The organism is uncultured Halovibrio sp., from assembly GCF_913056445.1.
GTDB classification, from domain to species: domain Bacteria; phylum Pseudomonadota; class Gammaproteobacteria; order Pseudomonadales; family Oleiphilaceae; genus Halospina; species Halospina utahensis_B.
This window is the reverse complement of record NZ_CAJXMA010000021.1, coordinates 17,218-38,402: the sequence shown is the minus strand read 5'-3', so window position 1 is coordinate 38,402 and position 21,185 is coordinate 17,218. Positions and strand designations below refer to the sequence as shown.

The 21,185-nt window shown below is 62.3% G+C and carries 16 protein-coding genes and 1 pseudogene; 12 read left to right on the top strand and 5 right to left on the bottom strand.

Going from position 1 to position 21,185, the window contains the following annotated elements; genetic code table 11:
• Both QZ501_RS06435 and QZ501_RS06430 read right to left on the bottom strand, forming a co-directional pair.
• Positions 1–796 (bottom strand): annotated as a pseudogene (locus QZ501_RS06435) (sodium:solute symporter family protein); the annotation flags it as partial.
• A gap of 2 nt (positions 797–798) precedes the next feature.
• Complete coding sequence (locus tag QZ501_RS06430) at positions 799–921, bottom strand: hypothetical protein (RefSeq protein WP_269844205.1); 123 nt, start codon at positions 919–921, stop codon at positions 799–801.
• A gap of 190 nt (positions 922–1,111) precedes the next feature.
• Between QZ501_RS06430 and QZ501_RS06425 the strand changes: the two genes are divergently transcribed.
• A complete protein-coding gene (locus QZ501_RS06425; RefSeq protein ID WP_160897981.1) occupies positions 1,112–1,996 on the top strand; it encodes a LysR family transcriptional regulator in 885 nt (294 codons plus the stop codon).
• A gap of 5 nt (positions 1,997–2,001) precedes the next feature.
• Here the strand turns inward: QZ501_RS06425 and QZ501_RS06420 are convergent, their stop codons facing one another.
• A complete protein-coding gene (locus tag QZ501_RS06420; protein ID WP_295718134.1) occupies positions 2,002–3,210 on the bottom strand; it encodes a M24 family metallopeptidase in 1,209 nt (402 codons plus the stop codon).
• 236 nt (positions 3,211–3,446) lie between these two features.
• On the opposite strand from QZ501_RS06420, the gene QZ501_RS06415 reads away from it, so the two are divergent.
• From QZ501_RS06415 to QZ501_RS06395, 5 genes are all read left to right on the top strand, one after another.
• Positions 3,447–5,642, top strand: a complete 2,196-nt coding sequence (locus QZ501_RS06415; protein ID WP_295718131.1) for an EAL domain-containing protein — start codon at positions 3,447–3,449, stop codon at positions 5,640–5,642.
• Between the two features lie 117 nt (positions 5,643–5,759).
• Positions 5,760–7,073, top strand: coding sequence for a sensor domain-containing diguanylate cyclase (locus tag QZ501_RS06410; RefSeq protein WP_160897984.1), 1,314 nt, complete (start codon positions 5,760–5,762; stop codon positions 7,071–7,073).
• A 101-nt stretch (positions 7,074–7,174) separates the two neighbouring features.
• Positions 7,175–8,791: an FAD-binding oxidoreductase gene (locus QZ501_RS06405; protein WP_295718126.1), complete on the top strand. Its 1,617-nt coding sequence runs from the start codon at positions 7,175–7,177 to the stop codon at positions 8,789–8,791.
• A complete protein-coding gene (locus QZ501_RS06400) occupies positions 8,788–10,386 on the top strand; it encodes a glycerol-3-phosphate dehydrogenase/oxidase (protein WP_295718124.1) in 1,599 nt (532 codons plus the stop codon). Before QZ501_RS06405 ends, QZ501_RS06400 begins: the two co-directional genes overlap by 4 nt.
• Positions 10,383–11,942: an FGGY-family carbohydrate kinase gene (locus QZ501_RS06395; RefSeq protein ID WP_295718122.1), complete on the top strand. Its 1,560-nt coding sequence runs from the start codon at positions 10,383–10,385 to the stop codon at positions 11,940–11,942. The genes QZ501_RS06400 and QZ501_RS06395 overlap by 4 nt, the downstream gene beginning before the upstream one ends.
• Before the next feature lie 238 nt (positions 11,943–12,180).
• Here the strand turns inward: QZ501_RS06395 and QZ501_RS06390 are convergent, their stop codons facing one another.
• Complete coding sequence (locus tag QZ501_RS06390; RefSeq protein ID WP_151438898.1) at positions 12,181–13,161, bottom strand: response regulator; 981 nt, start codon at positions 13,159–13,161, stop codon at positions 12,181–12,183.
• A 158-nt stretch (positions 13,162–13,319) separates the two neighbouring features.
• Positions 13,320–14,675: an MFS transporter gene (locus tag QZ501_RS06385; protein ID WP_295718119.1), complete on the bottom strand. Its 1,356-nt coding sequence runs from the start codon at positions 14,673–14,675 to the stop codon at positions 13,320–13,322.
• A gap of 80 nt (positions 14,676–14,755) precedes the next feature.
• Between QZ501_RS06385 and QZ501_RS06380 the strand changes: the two genes are divergently transcribed.
• The 6 genes from QZ501_RS06380 to gspD all read left to right on the top strand — a co-directional run bounded on the left by QZ501_RS06380 (position 14,756) and on the right by gspD (position 21,172).
• On the top strand, positions 14,756–15,259 hold the full coding sequence (locus QZ501_RS06380) for an FxsA family protein (protein WP_151438900.1): 504 nt from the start codon (positions 14,756–14,758) through the stop codon (positions 15,257–15,259).
• Between the two features lie 127 nt (positions 15,260–15,386).
• Entirely contained in the window at positions 15,387–15,677 is a 291-nt protein-coding gene (groES, locus tag QZ501_RS06375) for a co-chaperone GroES (protein ID WP_095618210.1), read from the top strand.
• A 55-nt stretch (positions 15,678–15,732) separates the two neighbouring features.
• Positions 15,733–17,382 (top strand): chaperonin GroEL, encoded by a 1,650-nt coding sequence (gene groL / locus QZ501_RS06370; RefSeq protein WP_295718116.1) that lies wholly within the window; start codon positions 15,733–15,735, stop codon positions 17,380–17,382.
• 221 nt (positions 17,383–17,603) lie between these two features.
• Positions 17,604–18,323: a type II secretion system protein N gene (gene gspN / locus QZ501_RS06365; protein WP_295718115.1), complete on the top strand. Its 720-nt coding sequence runs from the start codon at positions 17,604–17,606 to the stop codon at positions 18,321–18,323.
• Entirely contained in the window at positions 18,320–19,132 is an 813-nt protein-coding gene (locus tag QZ501_RS06360; protein ID WP_151438903.1) for a type II secretion system protein N, read from the top strand. Before gspN ends, QZ501_RS06360 begins: the two co-directional genes overlap by 4 nt.
• Positions 19,133–19,180: 48 nt before the next feature.
• Entirely contained in the window at positions 19,181–21,172 is a 1,992-nt protein-coding gene (gspD, locus tag QZ501_RS06355) for a type II secretion system secretin GspD (protein WP_237416451.1), read from the top strand.
• Positions 21,173–21,185: the final 13 nt, after the last annotated feature.

Below are 21,185 nucleotides of genomic sequence, written 5' to 3'. Positions count from 1 at the left end.
AGCGGATGGCCATGTACGGCAGCACCGCGGAGAACAGGAAGGCATAGGGCAGGACCAGGAAGACGGTTCCCACGTTGTCACCATAGTGTGCACCAGTGGTAGGGTTGAGCAGTTCCGGGTCGATGTTGTTGAGCGAGCTCTGCCAGGCGGTCAGGTCCACACTGGTGAAGATCTGGATCATGATCAGCACAGCAGCCAGGGCCATGCCGCAGACCATGATGGTGTCTGTCCAGGCCACGGCCGCCAGGCCGCCAAGCATGGTGTAGATGATGATCACGGCAATCATCAGGGTGGCGCTGGTGCCCAGTTTGATATCGAGCCACTCGGCGCCCAGAAGGCCCACCGCCTTGATCTGGCTGGTCAGGAACACCAGCAGAAGCAGAATGGTGATGATGCCGGCAACGCCCTGGAGCACCCGCCCCATGATGCCGCCACCGTGGCTCTGTGCCACGTATTCGGGAATGGTGTTGCTGCCCATCTCCAGGGCACGACTCTGCAGGAAACGCGCAAAGTACAGTACGGCAATCATCATCGCGGGGGCGAAAAAGAAGTTCCCCAGTACCTCGATGGCGCCGAACTTGTAGGTGACCCCGGGGGAGCCGATGAATCCCCATCCGCTGAAGCCGGTTGCTACAATGGTGCCCGCTGCCACAAAGGGCCCGAGTGAGCGCCCGGCCACCAGGAAGCCGCCTTCGGAGTCCTTGGTGATGTAGCGGGATGAAAGATAGCCGATACCGATGAGAAGAACGAAGGTGAGGGCCAGAAGCCCCCAGTTGAAATACGTGTACGGATCCATGGTCAACTCCGCGTTGAGGTGTTGGCCGGCTTCCTGTCCAGTTCACGTTTGACGAAGGTGGCGGCGGAATGCGCGAGCATCACGCCGGTGAGGATGGCGAATGTTGCAAGAACCCAAGAATTCATCTGTCACAACTCCTGTCGTTTCTGAAAGACATGCTTTTCTTTCGGGCGGCGGGAACTGCTGAAAAGCTTCTTGCTAAGTAGTTCCACGTATGCCGGATGCACACCTTACCAAGATGCGGCGCTAATAAAACCGGCTCCGGATTTGAACTCCTGATGGCGCCATAATATGACCAAATGGGCATAGACACCGATGACCAACATACCGATCGACTTTCTGCGGACTTTCGTGACCATCAAGGATCTGGGGGGATTCACCCATGCGGGGGAGCTGCTGGGTCGTTCCCAGCCGGCCATCAGCCTCCAGATCAAGAAGCTGGAGTCCACGCTGGGGACGAACATCTTCTCACGCGGCAGCAACCTGGAGCTGACCGAGGATGGGGAGTACCTCTATGAAGCGGCCCAGCAGATCCTGCAGATCAATGATCAGGTGGTGGCCCGCATCAAGGGGGAGAATGTCTCGGGCCGGGTTCGGCTGGGGATTCCCAATGACTTTGAGCTGGCCTTTCTGCCGCGTGCACTGCGGGAGCTGTCGAACATCTATCCCAACATCACGGTGGAGGTGGACAGCGACATCAGCAAGTCCATTCATCAGCGCTTCCAGCGCAACTATTACGACGTCTGCCTGGTGATGGAGCCCGAAGGCGAGGCGGCGCCTCTGGATGAACAGGATCAGCGTGTGGATCAGCTGGCGTGGGTGGTGAACGATTCCAGCGTGGCGGAGGCGGATATTGTGCCCCTGGTGACCTACCCGCAGGGCTGCATCTACAGGGCCATGATGGAGACAGCGCTTGAGGAGGCCGGGGTGCCGTATCGCATTGCGTACACCAGCCCCAGTCTTCTCGGGATCATGTCCGCGGTGGAGGAGGGGCTGGGTGTGACGGCCCTGGCGGCCTCGGTGGTGCCGGCCAATGTGAAGGCCCATGAGCAGACCGAGGTGCTGCCGCCACTGGGGGCGGTCAGCGTCAGCCTGTACTACCGCCAGAACGAGCTGAACGTGGCCACCCAGCAGGTACTGGATTTCCTGCGCAGCGGGCTGGCGGAACTGTCCCCCGTGCCCGCACTGGGTGGCCGCTGAGGGGATCACTGCACGATGTTGTGCGCGGGGCCGTAGGGGAAGCGGGTGATGTTCTCAGCCCCATGCTCGTTCACCACCAGGATGTCGTGCTCGCGATAACCGCCGGCGCCCGGCATGCCTTCCGGGATCGTGATCATTGGCTCCATGGAAACCACCATGTTCGGCTCCAGCACGGTTTCCACATCCTCGCGCAGCTCCAGGCCCGCCTCGCGGCCATAGTAGTGGCTGAGGGTGCCGAAGGAGTGGCCGTAGCCGAAGGAGCGGTACTTCAGCAGGTCGTGCTCCGCGTAGATTTTGTTGAGGTCGTGGGCGATGTCGCAGCAGCGCACGCCGGGGCGGATCAGTTCCTGGCCGCGTTCGTGCACCTGGCAGTTGATCTGCCACAGGCGCAGGTGCTCGTCGGAGGCGTGGTCGCAGAACAGGGTGCGCTCCAGTGCTGTGTAGTAGCCGGAGATCATGGGGAAGGTGTTCAGGCTCAGGATGTCGCCCTTCTGCACCCGTCGGCTGGTCACCGGGTTATGGGCGCCATCGGTGTTGATGCCGGACTGGAACCAGACCCAGGTATCCATCAGATCCGTGTGCGGGTAGGTCCGGGCGATCTCGCGCACCATGGCCTGCTCGCCGGCCAGTGCCACCTCGTATTCGGGAATCCCTGCGGCGATGGCGTCGCGGACTGCTGAGCCGCCCAGATCCGCGATGCGCGCGCCCTGTTTGATCAGCGCAATCTCCTCCTGGGATTTGAGCATCCGCATCTGCATGGTCGGTACGCCGATGTCCACGAGTTCGACCTTCCCGAGCGCATCCTGGAATTTGGTGTGGTTCTGCAGGGTGACGTGGTCGTACTCGATGCCCACGCGCCGGCAGCCGCCGCACAGCTCCCGCACGGCCTTGAAGAAATTGTCCTTCTGCCAGTCGGTGTAGATGATGTTGTCGCCCAGCTGGTTGCGACGCCAGGGCTGGCCGCCGTCGATGTTGGCGGTGACCGTGGTGTAGCGCTCCTGGGTGACCACCAGCCCGTAGTCCCGCCCGAACCGGCAGTACACGAAGTCACTGAAGTAGTTGATGTTGTGGTAGGAAGTCAGGACAACGGCGTCCACGTCATTCTCGGCCATGTGCTTTCGCAGCTTGCCGAGGCGCCGCTGTAGTTCTTCGATGGAAAAGGTGGGCGTTACTTTGTCGCCGTTGGGGATCTCAATCAGTGATGGCAGGTCCATGGGAACACTCCGTAATGAAAACGCAGGGGAAAGGTGAGTGGGTTGGGTACCTTTCCGGATGGGGCGTACTATCTGTTGGAGGGGGGGCGGACGGCAAATGAGTAGTTCAAATGCCATCATTGGAATGGGAAATGTCGGCCGTCTGCGGATGGAGCGTTTGTCTGTTGCGAAATATCAACTAAACATTAGGGTGTTTATCATGATCCCCTACGAGCAGAATCCCGAGTAGCCAACCGATGACCGTGCAGCAGCCACTTCTCAAGAGCCAGCAGAAGATTCAGGAAATGATCGCGGAGCACGAGCCCCTGGAGGAAGTGCTGACCGAGATCACAGCCTTTGCCGAGGAGATGCTGCCGGGGGCCCTGGTGTCACTCATGTGTTACGACGAGCAGCGGGGTACGCTCAGTCTGGTCCCCAATGATCGGTTCTCCGTCCGTTTTACCGAAGCCCTGCGGGATCTGCCAGTGGCTGCGGGTGTGGGGGCCTGCGGCAGTGCTGCCTACCACCGTTCCATGATGGTAACCACGGATATCCAGACGGATGACCGCTGGGAGGGATACCGGTCGATCGCACTGGACGAGGGGCTGCGGGCCTGCTGGTCCGTTCCCGTCCTGTCTGCGGAGGGCGAGACACTTCTGGGAACCTTCGGCACCTATTATCGGGAGCCCGCCAGTCCTTCGGATGCGGATCGTTTCAATCTCCAGCAGGCGGCGGCTCTGGCGGCGCTGGCCATTATCCGGGATCGCGACTGGTACCGTTACCAGGATCTGACAGCCCGTTATCAATCCCTGTATGAGCACCATCCCGATGGCGTCTATGAATTCGATCTGGACGGCTATCTGAGGCGGGGTAACGCGGCATTTGCGCGCATCACCGGCTACTCACAGGCGGAGTACGCGGGGCACCATTTCAATGAGTTCGTGGCGGAGCCGTTCCAGAAGAAGACCCGTGAGGCATTTGCGCAGGCCCGTTCCGGAGGCCATGTTACCTATGAGACGCGCGGCGTGTTGTCCACGGGGGAACCCTACGACCTTGAAGTAACCAATTTCCCGATCCAGGTGGATGGGGAGATTGTCGGGGTCTTCGGCGTCTGCCGGGATATTTCGATGCGCAAGGAGCATGAGCGGCTGATTGCGTTCCACAACAGCTACGATGCCGTAACCGGGCTTGTTAACCGGGTGGTTTTTGAGGAACAACTGCTGCATACCCTGCATGAGCGCCGCCGCGAAGGGCGGGCTGTTGCAGTGATGTATCTGGATCTGGATGGCTTCAAACCCATCAACGAAGGGTTCGGACACCGTGTTGGGAACACGCTGCTGCAGCGGGTGGCGGAGCGTCTCCAGCAGCTTCTGGGACAGGACTGCGTACTCTCACGGCTTGTGGCTGACGAGTTCGTCGTGCTGCTCCCAGAGGTTGAGGAGCCGGCGATGGTTGAGCGCAGGGCGGAGGCGATACTCTCAGCACTTGAGGACCCCTTTGAGGTGGAGGGGCACGCGATTCATCTCAGCGCCAGCGCCGGCCTGGCAATGGATGATGGCGAATCCGAGGCGCCCATTCTGATCCAGCATGCGGACATTGCCATGGAGGCGGCGAAAAGTCGGGGGATGAATACCTGGCACTGGTATGAGCAGGAGCGCCGCCCCGCCACACAGGACGAGATTATTCTGCGCCATGACCTGCGTCTGGCAATGGAGCGCAATGAGCTGGAGCTGCATTATCAGCCAGTGATTGATGCGGTGAGCGGTTCCTGGCGTGGAGTGGAGGCGCTGGTGCGCTGGCACCATCCTCAGCGGGGAATGATATCGCCGGGGGTGTTCATTCCCCTTGCTGAGCAGACGGGCCAGATCATCGAGGTGGGGCGCTGGGTGCTCAGGCGAGCGTGCGAGGATGGTATGCAGCGCTGGCGGGAAGGCTGCCAGGTGGTTCCGGCGGCGGTGAACATTTCCACTCTGCAGTTCCGGCGCCGTAACTTTGTGGAAGAGGTCCGGGCCATTCTGGCGGAAACCGGTCTGCCGGGCCATCTGCTGGAACTGGAGGTGACTGAGGGGGTGCTTATGGAAAACGCCCAGGAAACCATTGAGCTGATGAAGCAGCTCAGGGAGCTGGGCGTGACGGTCTCCATTGATGACTTCGGCACCGGCTACTCCAGCCTGCGCTACCTCCGGGACCTGCCTGCCAGCAAGGTCAAACTCGACATTTCCTTCATCCGGGATATTCTCACCAACCCCGACAACATGGCGATCGTCCAGGGCATCATCACCATGGCTCACCATATGCAGCTGAAGGTGGTGGCCGAAGGGGTTGAGACCGAGGCGCAGCGCGACGACCTGGTCGCCCGCGGCTGCGATCTTCTTCAGGGATTCCTGTTCTCCAGGGCCCTGCCTGTTGCCGAACTGGACTCTCTTCCGGTCCGGTTTCCAGACCGCGGCTGAACCATGTGCATTCGTGATTCTGTCGTTATACTACATTACGTAGTATCCACACTTTGATCGGCTTGTGACTCGCGTACATTGACTGTGACTGATCAGTCCGAGGTCCTGGAGTGAAGTATGGGGCAGCCCCCAGTTTCTGGAGATCGGGTTTCCGCACTCGAAACCATCATTGATGTTGCTGAACTTGGAACTTGGATCTGGAACGTGCAGACCGGAGAGACCGAGTTCAACGACTATTGGGCCAGAATGCTGGGTTACACCCTGGCGGAGCTTGAGCCCACCTCCATCGATACATGGCTTTACTTTCTCATTGAAGAGGATCGCCCGGTCTCGGAACAGGCACTGAAGGCGCACTTTGATGGTGAGGCCTCCGTCTATGACTGCGAAGTGCGTGTACGCCACCGGGATGGCCGCCTGATCTGGATCCGGGATTTCGGCCGTGTGGTCAGCTGGACCCCGGAGGGGCAGCCCGAATGGGTCAGTGGTGCCCATCTGGACATCACCTCGCACAAGGACCTTGAGCAGAGCTTACGCGAAGAGTCGGAGGCTAACCGCGAGCTGATCCAGACCCTGGAGAGGGCGCAGGAAATCGGCAATCTCGGCTACTGGAAGGCGAACCTGGATGCGGGGGACCTGTACTGGTCGGAAAAGGTTTTCGAGATTTTCGGGGTTTCCAGTGATACGTTCACGCCCTCGGTAAATGCCTTCCGCACCTTTGTCCATGCGGAGGATCTGGCGCTTGTTGATGCCATGGAGGTGCAGGCGAGGCAGACTGGCCTTTTCGATGTTGAACATCGCGTTGTTCGCCCGGACGGCTCGGTGAGGTGGGTTTATGAGCGCGGGGATTACACGCCTGTCGGTGGTGGTCATGTCTTCATCGGCACGGTCAGGGACATCACCGAGCAGAAGGAGCAGGAGGCTCGTCTCCGTGAACTGTCTTTCACAGATCCACTGACGCAGATTCCCAACCGGCGGGTTTTCATGGAGCGGCTGAACGAGAGCTATGAGCTGTTCAGCCGCCGTGAGATCCCGGCCTCGGTTGTCATGATTGATATTGACCATTTCAAGGCTGTTAACGACACCTATGGTCACGGTGCGGGGGATGAGGTGATCGGGAACGTGGCACGCACTCTGGCTGACCGTGTGCGGGAGAGCGACGTACCCTGCCGTCTTGGTGGCGAGGAGTTTGGGGTTCTGCTGCCGGGAACGGGGATCGAGGAGGCCATGGATCTCGCGGAGCGCCTGCGAGTGGAAATTGCGGGGTATGCCTGCACAACCTACCGGGGCGAGGTGTTCCAGGTGACCGTCAGCGCTGGTGTCAGTCGCTTCAATAGGGAAGATGAGCACCCTGAGCAGGCTCTTCAACGGGCCGATGCGGCGCTTTACCTGGCCAAGGCGACCGGCCGTAACCGAGTAATGAAGGGCGCATGAGCTGGATTGCATAGAGCAAAAACTCTAGACCTGATGGACAACTGGATAGGGTATGGTGTATCACGGGCTGCAACTGAAGAGCCTGAGTGGAGAACCATCACATGCGACGCTGGAACGGCTGGGGTGACGCCAGCTTCCATCTGCCCCTGCCGGCTGCGGGGCAGGATTTTCTGAAAGCCCGCCTGGGCGCTGCCTCCCCACTGCCTGAGGCGACCCTTGAACAGGTGTGCGCGCGCGTGCCGGCATCCCGTATCCCGGAAGAACATACAGGGGTCCATACGGATCCAGAGACCAGGGTGCGGCATGCCCGGGGGCAGAGCCTGGCGGACTGGCTGGCCATGCGCAGCGGCGATTTCGGGCTCTTTCCGGACGCAGTAGCGTTGCCCGAGCACAGTGAGGAGGTAGCGGAGCTTCTGCAATGGGCCCGGGAACGGGATCTTGTGGTGATTCCCTACGGTGGCGGTACCAGTGTGGCCGGGCATATCAACCCGGAGGATTCCGGCAGGCCCATTCTCACACTCTCGCTGGAGCGCATGAACCGTCTGATGGATCTGGACGCCGAGAGCCAGATCGCCACCTTTGGTGCCGGTACGCCGGGCCCGCTGGTGGAATCCCAGCTCCTGGCCCATGGCTACACCCTCGGCCATTTCCCCCAGTCCTTTGAACTGTCCACCATTGGCGGTTGGGTCGCCAGCCGCTCCAGTGGCCAGCAGTCCCTGCGCTACGGCCGCATTGAACAGCTTTTCGCGGGCGGCCGTATGGAGACCTTCCAGGGCGCCTGGGAGGTTCCAACCTTCCCCGCCTCCGCCGCCGGCCCGGACCCCCGTGAGATGGTGCTGGGCTCGGAAGGGCGCTTCGGTGCCATCACTGAAGTGAAGGTCCGCGTCACGCCGGTGGCGGAGCATGAGTCCTTTCATGTGCTTTTCTTCCCGGACTGGGAGCGCGCACGTCTGTGTGCCCGCCAGCTGGTGCAGAACCGCACGCCGCTTTCCATGCTGCGCCTGAGTAACGCCGTGGAGACGGAGACCCAGCTGGCCCTGGCGGGTCACCCGACAATGATCGGGATGCTGGAACGCTATCTGGGCTGGCGTGGCGCGGCTGAAGGGAAATGCATGATGACGGTCGGTCTGACGGGGACAAAGGCCCAGTGCCGAACCGGGCTGCGCGAACTGAAACGGATCAGCCGCGGCAATGACGGTCTCTACACCGGCACCTACCTGGGCAGGAAGTGGGAACAGAAGCGCTTCACCATGCCCTACCTGCGCGAGACGCTGTGGGAGCAGGGTTATGCCGTGGATACTCTGGAAACGGCCACGGACTGGGACAACGTGGATACCCTGATGGAGCGCATCGAGACCACGCTGCGCCACGGCCTTCAGTCCGAGGGCGAACCGGTGCATGTGTTCACCCATCTGTCCCACGTCTACGGCCAGGGCTGTAGCATCTACACCACTTATGTGTTCCGGTGCGCGGGCAGCTACGAGGCCACCCATCAGCGCTGGGCCCGGCTCAAGCAGGCGGCCTCGCAGGTGATCGTGAACAACCGGGGAACCATCAGTCATCAGCACGGGGTCGGCAAAGACCATGCGCCTTACCTGTCCACGGAGAAAGGGCCGGTCACCATCGGCATGCTGCACGCCATGAGCCGCTACATGGACCCGGACCAGCGTCTGGCCCCGGGCGTATTGTTGCAGCATGAGCCGGAGGAGCAGGCATGACGGAAGCGAGCAGTATCCACGAGGAACGCCGTGACACAGCAGCCCTGCTCGGCGGGGACGAACCCTGGGACATGGTGATCATCGGTGGTGGCATTACGGGTGCCGGCATCCTGCGCGAGGCCGCCCGGGAAGGCTACAGGGTCCTGCTGGTGGAGCAGCGGGACTTCGCCTGGGGAACTTCCAGCCGTTCCTCCAAGATGGTGCATGGGGGGCTGCGCTACCTGGCCAGCGGGGATTACCGCCTGACCCGGGATGCGGTGCATGAGCGCGAGCGTATGATGAACGAGGCGCCGGGGCTGGTGGATAACCTCTACTACATCATGCCGCACTTCAATCGCCAGTTCCCCGGGCCGGGTCTGTTCGGTCTGCTGCTCAGGGTTTACGACTTCCTGGCCCAGCGCCGGACCCGCCGCTTCTTTCCGGGCGAGTCCGTTCTGCGCTGGGTGCCGGGGCTGCGCCGTGAGGGCCTGCGCGGTGGTACCCGTTTTTCGGACGCGGTGACTGATGACGCCCGCCTGGTGCTGCGCATCCTGCAGGAGGCCACGAACGCCGGGGGCCGGGCGGTCAACTACGTGCGGGCTGAGGCCGTGACACCACCGTCTGACGGCGGTGAAGGGCGCGTGACCGTCCATGACGAGCTGGCTGATAGAGGTTATGACCTGCGCGCACGCCACATCGTCCACGCCACCGGTGCCTGGACGGATCGTCTGCGCAGCCAGCTCGGTGGCGACCAGCGCATCCGCCCCCTGCGTGGCAGTCACCTGGTTTTCCCGTTCTGGAAGCTGCCGGTCTCGGTGAGCCTGTCACTCATCCATCCCCGGGATCACCGCCCCATGTTCGTCTATCCTTGGGAAGGGGTGACTGTGGTCGGTACGACGGATCTGGATCATGACCAGGACCTCCAGAAAGAGGCGGTGCTCAGCCGGGCGGAAATGGCGTATCTGCTGGAAGCCGTGCACGATGCCTTCCCGGATGCACATCTGGGCGAGACGGATCTGATCAGCACCTGGTCCGGTGTGCGGCCGGTTGTGTCCGACAGCGGGGGCCGGAAGAAAAAACCCTCAAAAGAGAAACGGGAACACGTCATCTGGAACGACCAGGGGGTTATCAGTGTTGCCGGTGGCAAGCTGACCACATTTCGTTTGATCGCGCTGGAGGTGCTGGACCATGTGCGTACCGACAACGGCATTCGCCGTGACCTGGATGAGCAGGTCTTCTCGCCGGCTCCGGCAATGGCCCGGCCCAATGCCCTCACAGCCTGGCAGTGGCAGCGTCTGTGTGGCCATTACGGCAGTAGGGTGGAAGAGGTCCTGGAAGCCGGCCCGCTGATGCCCATTGGTCATACGGATACGTTGCTGGCGGAACTGGTGTGGAGCTGCCGGAATGAGCGGATCGGTCATCTGGATGACCTGTTGCTGCGCCGGACCCGGCTGGGGCTGTTGCTGCCGGAGGGCGGTGCGCCCTGGCTGGAGGTTCTGCGTGAGCACTGCCAGGCGCCGCTGGGATGGGATGATGCTCGCTGGCAGCAGGAATGCACACGCTATCGCGAGCTCTGGCGCGCCAGCTACCACCTGCCGCCGGAGTCCGGGGCATGAGTGTTGAGCCGCTCATCCTTGCCATCGACAACGGCACCCAGAGCACGCGGGCACTGCTGTTCAATGGCCGGGGCGAGCTGGTGGGCAAGGGGCAGGACGGGATCGAACCCTACCGCTCTCCGGAGCCGGGCTGGGCGGAGCAGGATCCGGACTACTACTGGCAGAGTATTGGTCGGGCCTGCGCGCAACTCTGGGACAACACGGCCATCCCGCGGGAAGCTGTTGCCGGCGTGGCCCTGACAACCCAGCGCGGCACGGTGGTGAACCTGGATGCCAGTGGCATGCCCCTGCGCCCGGCGATTGTCTGGCTGGACCAGCGCCGTGCCCCCGGGCCTGTGCGGGTGCCGCCTTTCTGGCGTGTGGTGCTCAGGCTGCTGGGCCTGTCCGGGACCATCCAGAAGCTGGGGGAGCAGACACAGGCCAATTGGATCGCTTACAACCAGCCGGATGTCTGGGCCCGGACCAGCCGTTACCTGCTGCTCTCCGGTTATCTCAACTGGCGGCTGACCGGGCGCTTCGTGGATTCCACCGGTAGCCAGGTGGGCTACCTGCCGTTCGACTACAAGCGCCATGACTGGTGCCGACCGAATGACCTCAAATGGCAGCTGATGGCAGTGAAGCGCAGCATGCTGCCGGAACTGGTTCGGCCTGGGGAGCGCATGGGTGGCCTCACTCCGGAGGCTGCAACGCATCTTGGGTTGCCCTCTGGCGTTCCCGTACTGGCTGCTGCCTCGGACAAGGCGTGTGAAATACTGGGATGTGGTGGCCTCTCACCGGAAACCGCCTGTATGAGCTATGGCACCACGGCCACCATCAATACCACCAACGACCGCTACGTGGAGCCCACCCGCTTCCTGCCACCTTACCCTTCAGCGGTGCCGGGGCGTTATTCCGGCGAGGTGATGATCTACCGGGGCTTCTGGATGGTGAGCTGGTTCAAACGCCAGTTCGGGCAGCGGGAACAGGCGATTGCCGAGGAACGGGGCATTGCCCCGGAAGCCCTCTTCGATGAACTGGTGCGTGAGGTGCCGCCCGGTTCCATGGGCCTGATGCTGCAACCGTACTGGTCACCGGGGGTGCGCCAGCCGGGGCCAGAGGCCAAGGGGGCGATCATCGGCTTCGGGGATGTGCATACCCGTGCCCATATCTACAGGGCCATCCTGGAGGGGCTGGCCTATGCGCTGCGTGAGGGCAAGGAGCGGCTTGAGCGACGCAACCGTGTGCCGGTGCAGTGCCTGCGTGTGGCGGGGGGAGGGTCCCAGAGCGATGAGGCCCTGCAGCTGACGGCGGATATCTTCGGTCTGCCCGCGGAGCGGCCACATACCTATGAAACGTCAGGGCTGGGGGCAGCGATCAACGCGGCCGTCGGGCTGGGCTGGTACGCGGATTACGATTCGGCAGTGGCAGCCATGACCCGGCTTGGGGAGCGCTTCGATCCGGACCCGGAGCGTCAGGCGCTCTACGATCGGTTGTACCGGGAGGTGTATCAGCGGATGTATTCGCGGCTGTCACCACTGTATCACCGGATCCGAGCGATTACCGGGTATCCCGAATAAAAAAAGGCGGACCAAGGGTCCGCCTGAAGAAGAAGTCGTAAGGGAAGAATGAAAAGCCTGAAAAATTCATAATCCCTGGGATCCTGTTGCAGTGCCCGGTTGCCGGCGAAAGTACTGCTGTCTCTTCCGCCCCGGGGGATACTGCTCAAATCCACGTGTTCAGTATGCGTTGGAGGAGGACCGGCGTCTGTTGAATGACGGTGAGCGCGCGTAACGGAATGTGAACACGGTCACAGTACTAACCGGTCTCCGGCTTGCTCCTGGGGGCTGCTGCCTGGGCCCGTGTGAGCGTCCGTGACTGGCGGGCGTTGCTGAGCCCCTCCTCCACAGCAGCTTCCATGGCATCGGCCGTGGGCGTCACTTCCCTCTCACTGGCAATGCAGAGCGTTGCGTCGGCTTCCACGGAAATGAAGCCACGGCTGGTCTTGAGCGCCTTGTGGTTGATGCCGTCATGCAGGCGGCGGAAGGCGGCTGGTCGGCAGTGATCCGCGTCCGGAAAGTGTGCGATGACCGCGTAGCGATCATGCCCGATCCGGCACAGGGCATCCAGTGGCCGGATCAGCCCGGTCATGCGCCGGGCAAGTGTCTCCAGGAGTTCGTTCTGAACCGGGGCGGGCTGTTCCCGGCAGTGGCGTCCCCAGTGGCGGATGCCGATGAGGACATAGCCCACGGCACCGCCGCGCGACTCGGTGTAGTCGAGTGCCTGCTGCAGGCGCTGACGGGCGTAGCGGGCATTCCCCAGTCCTGTCTCCGGGTCGACCACGTTGTGGGCTTCAAGCTGCCGGTTTTCTTCCATCAGCAGTTGATTGGTATGGAGCAGGGTGTTGTGGCGTTCCGCCAGTCTGTCCGCCGCGAAAACCCGGGGCAGGAGCTGTTTGGTCATGTCGGATTTGTAGATGAAGTCGTCCACACCGCGGTCGAACGCCTTGCTCAGGGCTTCGACGCTTTCCTTGCCGGTCAGCAGGATGATGTAGGTGTAGTGGTTGGTCTGCTCATCCTGCTGGCGGACCCGGTCCGTCAGTTCGAGCCCGTCCATCTCCGGCATCAGCCAGTCCGCGATAAGAATGCTGATGGGGTCGCGGTCGAGGGTCTCGAGGGCATCCGCTGCGGTATTGACCACCTGGAGGTTGGTGTAACCGGCCTGCTTGAGGGTGCGGCTGACGACGGCGCTGCTGAAACGGGCATCGTCCACGACAAGGATGGGCAGTTCGGGGTTCATTCGAAGTCCGTTGTTGTTATCCGTTGTGGTCAGAAGTGATGCGTTTCCGGCCCATTATAGACGCCAAAGACCGGCGGGTACCGGCGACAATGCAAAACGTTTTTGAGGGATGGCGAGGGTGTGAGCTGCATCGCACGTAGGAGCGGCCATGGCCGCTCCTACGGGGTGGTGGGGCGATCCGGGTGGGCGAGCCAGAGCAGGGCAACGGCCAGCAGAATGGCGGGGATGCCCAGACCGGCCGTGATCAGGAAAAAGCCGATCCAGCCCACATTCTCGGCCACGACGCCGGTAAAGCCTCCCAGGAACTGGCCCGGCAGTGTCATCAGGGAGCTGAAAAGCGCGTACTGGGTGGCGGTATAGCGGGTGTTGGTGAGGCTGGAAAGGTAGGCGATGAAAACCGAGATGGACAGGCCGCCTGTGACGTTGTCCGCCACGATGGCGGCGACAAGCCCGATGGTTTCCGGCCCCAGGCCGGCCAGCCAGGCGAAGGTCAGGTTGGTTGCCGGGGCCATGAAGGCGGTGCCGATCAGCATGCGCGCAATGCCGAAGCGCGCGGTCATGAGCCCGCCCACGGCGGCGCCGACCAGGGTCATCGCCAGCCCGAAGGCGGCAGCGATATTGGCGATCTGTTCCTTGGTGAATCCCAGGTCCAGATAGAAGGGGTTGGCCATGACGCCCATGAATATGTCACTGATCCGGAAGGTGGCCACAAACAGCAGGATGACGATGGCCGCTCTGCCATAGCGCTGAAAGAAGTCCGTGAAGGGGCAGACCACCGCGCCGATGAACCAGGCGGTGATGCGCTGGCGCAGGCCGGTATGCTGGGTGTCCGCCAGGTACTGGATGACCCGCTCTTCCGATTCCGGCGCAAAACGATCCACTTCGGCGACGGGCTCACGGCTGATCAGGGTAGTGACCATCCCCACAGCCATGAGTGCGGCCATCACGCCATAGGACAGCGACCAGCTGCCCACGGCGGCCACGTGCAGGGCGCCGGCGCCGGCGGCCAGGATCGCGACGCGGTAGCCGGTAACGTAGGTGGCGGCCATGGCGGCCTGGTGGGTATCCGGTGCGGCTTCCACGCGGTAGGCGTCGATGGCGACATCCTGGGTCGCGGACCCGAAAGCTGCGACAACCGCCCAGACCGCGACCAGCCAGAGCTGTTCGCGCGGGTCAGTCAGGGCCATTCCCAGCAGGCTTACCGCAACCGCGATCTGCGCGGCCAGCATCCAGGCACGCCGGCGCCCGAGCAGTCGGCTCAGACCGGGCAGAGGCAGCCGGTCCACCAGCGGGGCCCAGAGCACCTTGATGGAATGGGCCATGCCGACCCAGCTGAGGAAGCCGATGGCGGCCAGCTCAATGCCCAGGTCCCGCAGCCAGGCAGTAAAGGTACCGCCTACCAGCAGCAGGGGCAGGCCGGCGGAGAACCCAAGGAACAGCATGCCGATGACGCGTGGGTTCAGATAGACCCGCCAGCCGGGGTACAGCGTCGCCTGTGGCGAGGACTCAGTCATGGATTACGCTTCTGTATGGTTGAAGTCCAGCTGCTTCGCCCCGATGGTGATGCATACAACGACCAAGTCGCGGAGACCGCATGCCCGTTTTTCTGATTGCCTTCATTATCGTTCCCATCATCGAGATGGTGGTCCTCATTGAAGTCGGGGGCATGATTGGTGCCCTTCCGACGGTTGGCCTGGTGCTGCTGACCGCCGTCATTGGTGCCGCCATGCTGCGCCAGCAGGGCGCCGCGACCCTGCTCCGTGCCAACCAGCGCATGGCCAGCGGTGAGCTGCCGGCGCGCGAGATGGCGGAAGGGCTGCTGCTGGCCATCGGGGGCGCCCTGCTGTTGACCCCGGGGTTCATCACGGACGCCGTGGGCTTTGCCTGCCTGATCCCCTTCACACGGCGCTGGCTGAGCAGTTACGTGATGAATCGTATGGTGTTCAACGGGGGCGCGTCCATGGGCGGGCATTACGAATACCATTCGTACCGGGAGCGCGGGCCGCGCCGGGATGCCGACGGCAACATCATCATCGAGGGCGAGTTTGAACAGCAGCGCCGGGATGAGGACGATCCCGAGCGCCTGGACCGGCACTGAAAAATTTTCCGGGTGGGGATTGAAAAAAGGCAGTGCATCCCCAACTTAGGGCAGCACAAGGCCAATGTGCTTTGGGTAATCTCAACTCATTGCTTAACCGACGAACCGAAACTGGAGACAAGCAGCAATGAAAATCCGTCCGTTACACGATCGCGTAGTCGTGCGTCGCAAGGAAGAAGAAGAGAAGACCGCCGGTGGCATCGTGCTGCCCGGCAATGCCCAGGAGAAGCCCTCCCAGGGTGAGGTTCTGGCCGTAGGCGAGGGCAAGACCCTGGATAACGGCGAAGTACGCAAACCGGCGGTGAAAGCCGGTGATCAGGTTGTGTTCGGGCAGTTCGCCGGTAACACCGTCAAGGTCGACGGCGAGGAACTGCTGATCATGAGCGAGAACGACATCTACGGTGTGCTGGAGGGCTGAAGCAGCCCCGGGCACCTGACGAGATTCAACAGTCAAGCAACAGGAACAGAAGACTATGGCGAAAGAGATCAAGTTCTCCGATCACGCCCGCAAGCAGATGGTAACGGGCGTCAATACGCTGGCTGACGCGGTCAAGGTCACTCTCGGTCCCAAGGGCCGGAACGTGGTGATGGAAAAGTCCTTCGGTGCTCCGAATGTCACCAAGGACGGCGTGAGCGTTGCCAAGGAAATCGAGCTTGAGGACAAGTTCGAGAACATGGGCGCTCAGATGGTCAAGGAAGTCGCTTCCCAGACCAATGACAACGCCGGCGACGGTACAACCACCGCAACCGTTCTGGCCCAGGCCATCGTGCGCGAGGGTGTGAAGGCAGTAACCGCGGGCATGAACCCCATGGACCTCAAGCGCGGCATCGACAAGGCATGCCAGTCGGCCGTTGAAGAGATCCGCAAGCTCTCCACGCCCTGCAACGACTCCAAGACCATCGCCCAGGTGGGCACCATCTCCGCCAACAGCGACGAGACCGTCGGCGCGCTGATCGCGGATGCGATGGACAAGGTCGGTCAGGAAGGCGTCATCACTGTTGAGGAAGGCCGTGGCCTTGAGGACGAGCTGGAAGTGGTCGAGGGCATGCAGTTCGACCGTGGCTACCTCTCGCCCTACTTCATCAACAACAACGAGAGCATGACCGTCGAGCTGGACGACCCCTACATCCTGCTCGTGGACAAGAAGATCTCCAACGTGCGCGACCTGCTGCCGACGCTCGAAGCGGTTTCCAAGTCCGGCAAGCCGCTGCTGATCATCGCCGAGGACGTTGAAAGCGAAGCGCTGGCGACCCTGGTGGTCAACAACATGCGCGGCATCGTCAAGGTCGCAGCTGTGAAGGCGCCCGGCTTCGGCGACCGTCGCAAGGAGATGATGCAGGACATTGCCGTTCTTACCGGCGGTACCGTGATCTCCGAGGAAGTCGGCCTGACCCTCGAGAACGTCTCCCTGGATGACCTGGGCAGCGCCAAGCGCGTCAACATCAGCAAGGAAGACAGCACCGTCATCAACGGCAACGGCCAGCAGCAGGACATTGAAGCCCGTACTGGCCAGATCAAGAAGCAGATCGAGGAAAGCACCTCCGACTACGACAAGGAGAAGCTCCAGGAGCGCCTTGCCAAGCTGGCCGGTGGTGTTGCCGTGATCAAGGTGGGCGCTGGCTCCGAAGTTGAGATGAAGGAGAAGAAAGCCCGCGTTGAGGACGCGCTGCACTCGACCCGTGCCGCTGTTGAAGAGGGCATCGTGGCCGGTGGTGGCGTGACCCTGGTCCGTGCGCTGCAGGCGATTGAAGGCCTCAAGGGCGACAACGAAGAGCGCCAGATGGGCATCAACCTGCTGCGTCGTGCCATGGAAGCACCGCTCAAGCAGATCGCCTACAACTCCGGTGATGAGCCGGCCGTGGTGGTCGACAAGGTGCTCGAAGGCAAGGGCAACTACGGGTACAACGCCTCTACCGGTGAGTACACCGATATGCTCGAAGCGGGCATCATCGACCCGGCCAAGGTAACCCGCTCCGCACTGCAGGCGGCGGCATCCGTAGCCGGCCTGATGATCACCACCGAGTGCATGATCGCCGACCAGCCGGAAGAGAACGATGGCGGCGGTGCCGGCGGTGGTATGCCGGACATGGGCGGCATGGGAGGCATGGGCGGCATGATGTAAACGCCTCCTTCCCATCGCCGGTGTGACCGGCTCCATGAAAACCCCCGTGGCGGTTCGCCTCGGGGGTTTTTTATGGTTATCCTGTCGGCGCCTCCATCGCAGTGGTTGTCGTAAGGATGCGCAGATCGTCCCTCCAGAATACAGAGTCATCCGCCGGCGCTGAGCACCCCCGCTTTCGCGTCGGGCCGCTGCGGTTGTTTCTTCTGGTCCTTCTTTTCGTCATGACATGGCTGGTCGCGCTGGTGGTGTATCTGCCGGCGGGTTGGGTCTGGGCCCAGGTGGCGCGAGAGGTTGCCGTTCCCGATGTTGTTGAGGTGCAGCAGGTGGGCGGGACCGTCTGGTCCGGTGATGCCTGGCTGCGTGTGCAGGGCTTGCCCCTGCGCCTGAGCTGGCAGCTGCAGCCGGGGTCGCTCATTCACGGGTTCGTGCCGCTGGAATGGCGGCTTCATTCACCTGGCTCTGACGCGGAGGGCAGTGTGACCGCCATGCTGGATGGCCGTGTGCGGATGCTGCTGCGCCGCGCCCGGGTGGACCTGGAGGAGATCACGGCCCACGACCTGGGCATCCAGCCCCTGCGCATTCCCGGTGTCATGACGCTGGAGAGCTTCTTCGGCGTCTGGGGTCCGGAACAGGGTTTCGGGAGCTTCCAGGGGAAGGGCCAGTGGCCGGGAGGCAGCGTGACCTGGCCCATGGGCGGTCAACCCCGCCAGTCGCGCATGCCGCCGATTGAGGGGCACCTTACCAGCAACAATGGCCAGCCGGAGCTGGTCCTGATGGAACAGGGCACGTCGGACCCGGCGGTGCGCCTGGTGGTGGATGCCAGTGGTCGCGCCGAGGTTGAGCTCTACAAGCGCTGGATTGATTTCCTGGGGCTGGACTTCGCGCCGGATGCGGCGCCGGGCGATGTGGTCTTCCGTGTGAGCCAGCAGGTGGCGCCATGAACCGCTGGCCGGTCCGTCTTGCGCATCTGCTGCTGGTTGTCCTGGTAGTCCAGCTGGGCTGGAAAGGCGGGCAGTGGACCTGGCGTGTGATCTGGCCGGCGCCATCAGACCCGGTGGAGCTCGCGCTTACGCAGGGCGACCCCCAGCGGGGAGCGGGCAGCAGTATGCCGCTCAGGGACATCGCGCTTTTCGGCCGAGCCGCCTCCGGCGAGCAAAGCAGCGTGTCCCGGGTGGAGCGGGAAACCGCACCGGAGACAGGGCTTACACTGACGCTTCACGGCGTCTTTCTGGCCACCCGCGGGAAAGGCTCCAGTGCTATCCTTTCCGGGCGGGATGGCGCCGCCGAGCGTTACGCGGTCGGTGATGAGCTGCCTGGTGGCGCGGAACTGGTGGCTGTGGAGCCGAACCGGATTCTGCTGCAGCGTAACGGTGAGGTGGAGTCGCTGGGTTTTGATGACGACGGGCTCACACTTGGCGGGGTTGCGGCTGCCGGGGAAAGAACGGAAGATAGCCGAGCCGGGGTTGAGCGGGCCGTCGAGGCGCTGGAAGAGGATCCTGAAGAGGCAATCGCCAGGGCGGGTTTCCGGCCCAATGAGGACGGTCCCGGTTATGTGTATGACGGCACCAACGAAAAGCTTTCAGACATGAACCTGCAGCCCGGTGATGTGATCATTTCCGTTAACGGGCAGCAGCTGGGCGACATCGAGGCCGACCGGGCCAATCTGGAACGCTGGATGAACTCGGATCGGCTTGACCTTGAGATTAAGCGTGGGGGCACGCGCTTTTCATTCACGGTTCCGGTTCCATAACCGGCGAACCAGACAACAACAACGGGCACTGGTTATCCAATGATCCGCATGCAACGACTGTTTTTCGCATTTGCGCTGGCACTGCTGGCTTCCATGCCTCTCATGGCCCAGGACGATAACGGGGCCGGGAACCAGGAGGTGGCTGAAGCCGGGAACTCCGAAACCTGGACGGTCAACCTCAAGGATGCCGATATCCGCGCCCTGGTGGACCAGGTCTCGGACATTACCGGTTACAGCTTCGTGGTTGATCCGCGCGTCAAGGGCAAGGTGACCGTGGTCTCGGAAACCCCGATGAACAAGAATGAGGTGTATGACCTCTTCCTCTCGGTACTGCATGTGCACGGGTTCACCGCCATTCCCGGTGAGGATGCGATCAAGGTGATCCAGCAGAGTGACGCCAAGCAGACGGCCGAGGACATCACCCGCTTCATGGATGTGCCTTCCGAGCAGCTGATGACCCGTGTCATCCATGTGGAGAACGTCAGCGCCATGCAGCTGGTGCCCATCCTCAGGCCCATGGTGGCCAGTTACGGGCATCTGGCCGGAGTATCCGCCGCCAACGCGCTGATCATCAGTGACCACAAGGCCAATATCCAGCGCATGCAGCGCCTGATTGACGATCTCGACAAGCCCACGGATTCCGAGGTGGAAGTGGTTCAGCTGGAAGAGGCCTATGTCGGTGACATGGTGGAGCTTCTGGAGGAACTCGGCCCGGATCAGCTCAGTGGCCGTGGCGGCAGTGACGACGACCGTTCCGCCAGCGTGGTTGCTGACGAACGCAGCAACCGCCTCATTCTGCGTGGCACCAGTGCCTTCCGTGAGAAGGTGCGGGAGCTGGTGGAGAAACTGGACACGCCCAGCACCAGCCGCGGCACCACCAAGGTCATCCGGCTCAGCCATGCGGATGCCACCAAGCTCAGCGAGATGCTGAGCGGGCTCATGGGCGATATCACCGAAGGCGACGGGGGTAACCAGGGTAGTAGCGGTGAGAGCGATGTGTCCGTCTATGCGGATAAGGGGCTCAATGCGCTTGTGGTGCGCGCCGAACCGCAGATGATGAGTGAGATCGAGTTCATCGTTGACCAGCTGGACGTACGCCGTGCCCAGGTGCTGATCGAGGCCGCCATCGTTGAGATCAGCAATGAGGCTGGCCAGGATCTTGGCGTCCAGTGGGCAACCGGGGATGAATCCGGCGATTCGACCGCGCCCGTGGCCGGTACCAACTTCGAGAATGTGGGGGTGAGCCTCAATACGGTCCTGGCCCAGATTCTCGGTGGCTCGATCGGTAGCGGCGAGAATGGCTCGAGCCTTGGCCTGGGTTCCGGCCTTACCATTGGCGCCGGGGAACGTGACTCGAATGGCCTCACCTGGGGGGTGCTGATCCAGGCCCTGTCCACGTCCAGCAAGGCCAATCTGCTGTCCACGCCCTCGATCATCACCCTGGATAACGAGGAATCCGAGATCATCGTGGGGCAGAACGTGCCTTTCCGTACTGGCCAGTCCACCAGCACCGGCGATGGGCTCACCAATCCCTTCACCACCATTGAGCGCAAGGACATTGGTCTGACCCTTAACGTCAAACCCAGCATCAGTGCGGATGATGTGGTGAAGCTGGCTGTGGAGCAGACCACCGAGGATATCGGCCAGTCACTGGAAAGCGCTGCTGACCTGATCACCGAAAAGCGTGAGATCAAGACCACGGTGCTGGCTGATGATGAGGAGACCATCGTTCTGGGTGGTCTGATCAATGAGGACTACCGGGTTTCCCAGAGCAAGGTGCCGCTGCTGGGGGATATTCCACTGCTTGGGGCCCTGTTCCGCAGTGAGACCAAAACCCGCCAGAAGCGCAACCTGATTGTGTTCCTCAGGCCCACCATCCTCCGTGAGGAGGGCGAGGCTGATGAGGTGGCGCGTACCCAGTTCAAGCGCCTGTGGGAAGTGAACCTGGGCATGAACGGGGAAAAGACGGAAGGCGAACAGCCTGAGCGGCCCGAGATGGAGGAAATGTTCGAGGGCAACCCGCTGCCGCCGGTCGAATGAAAACCGCTGTCGC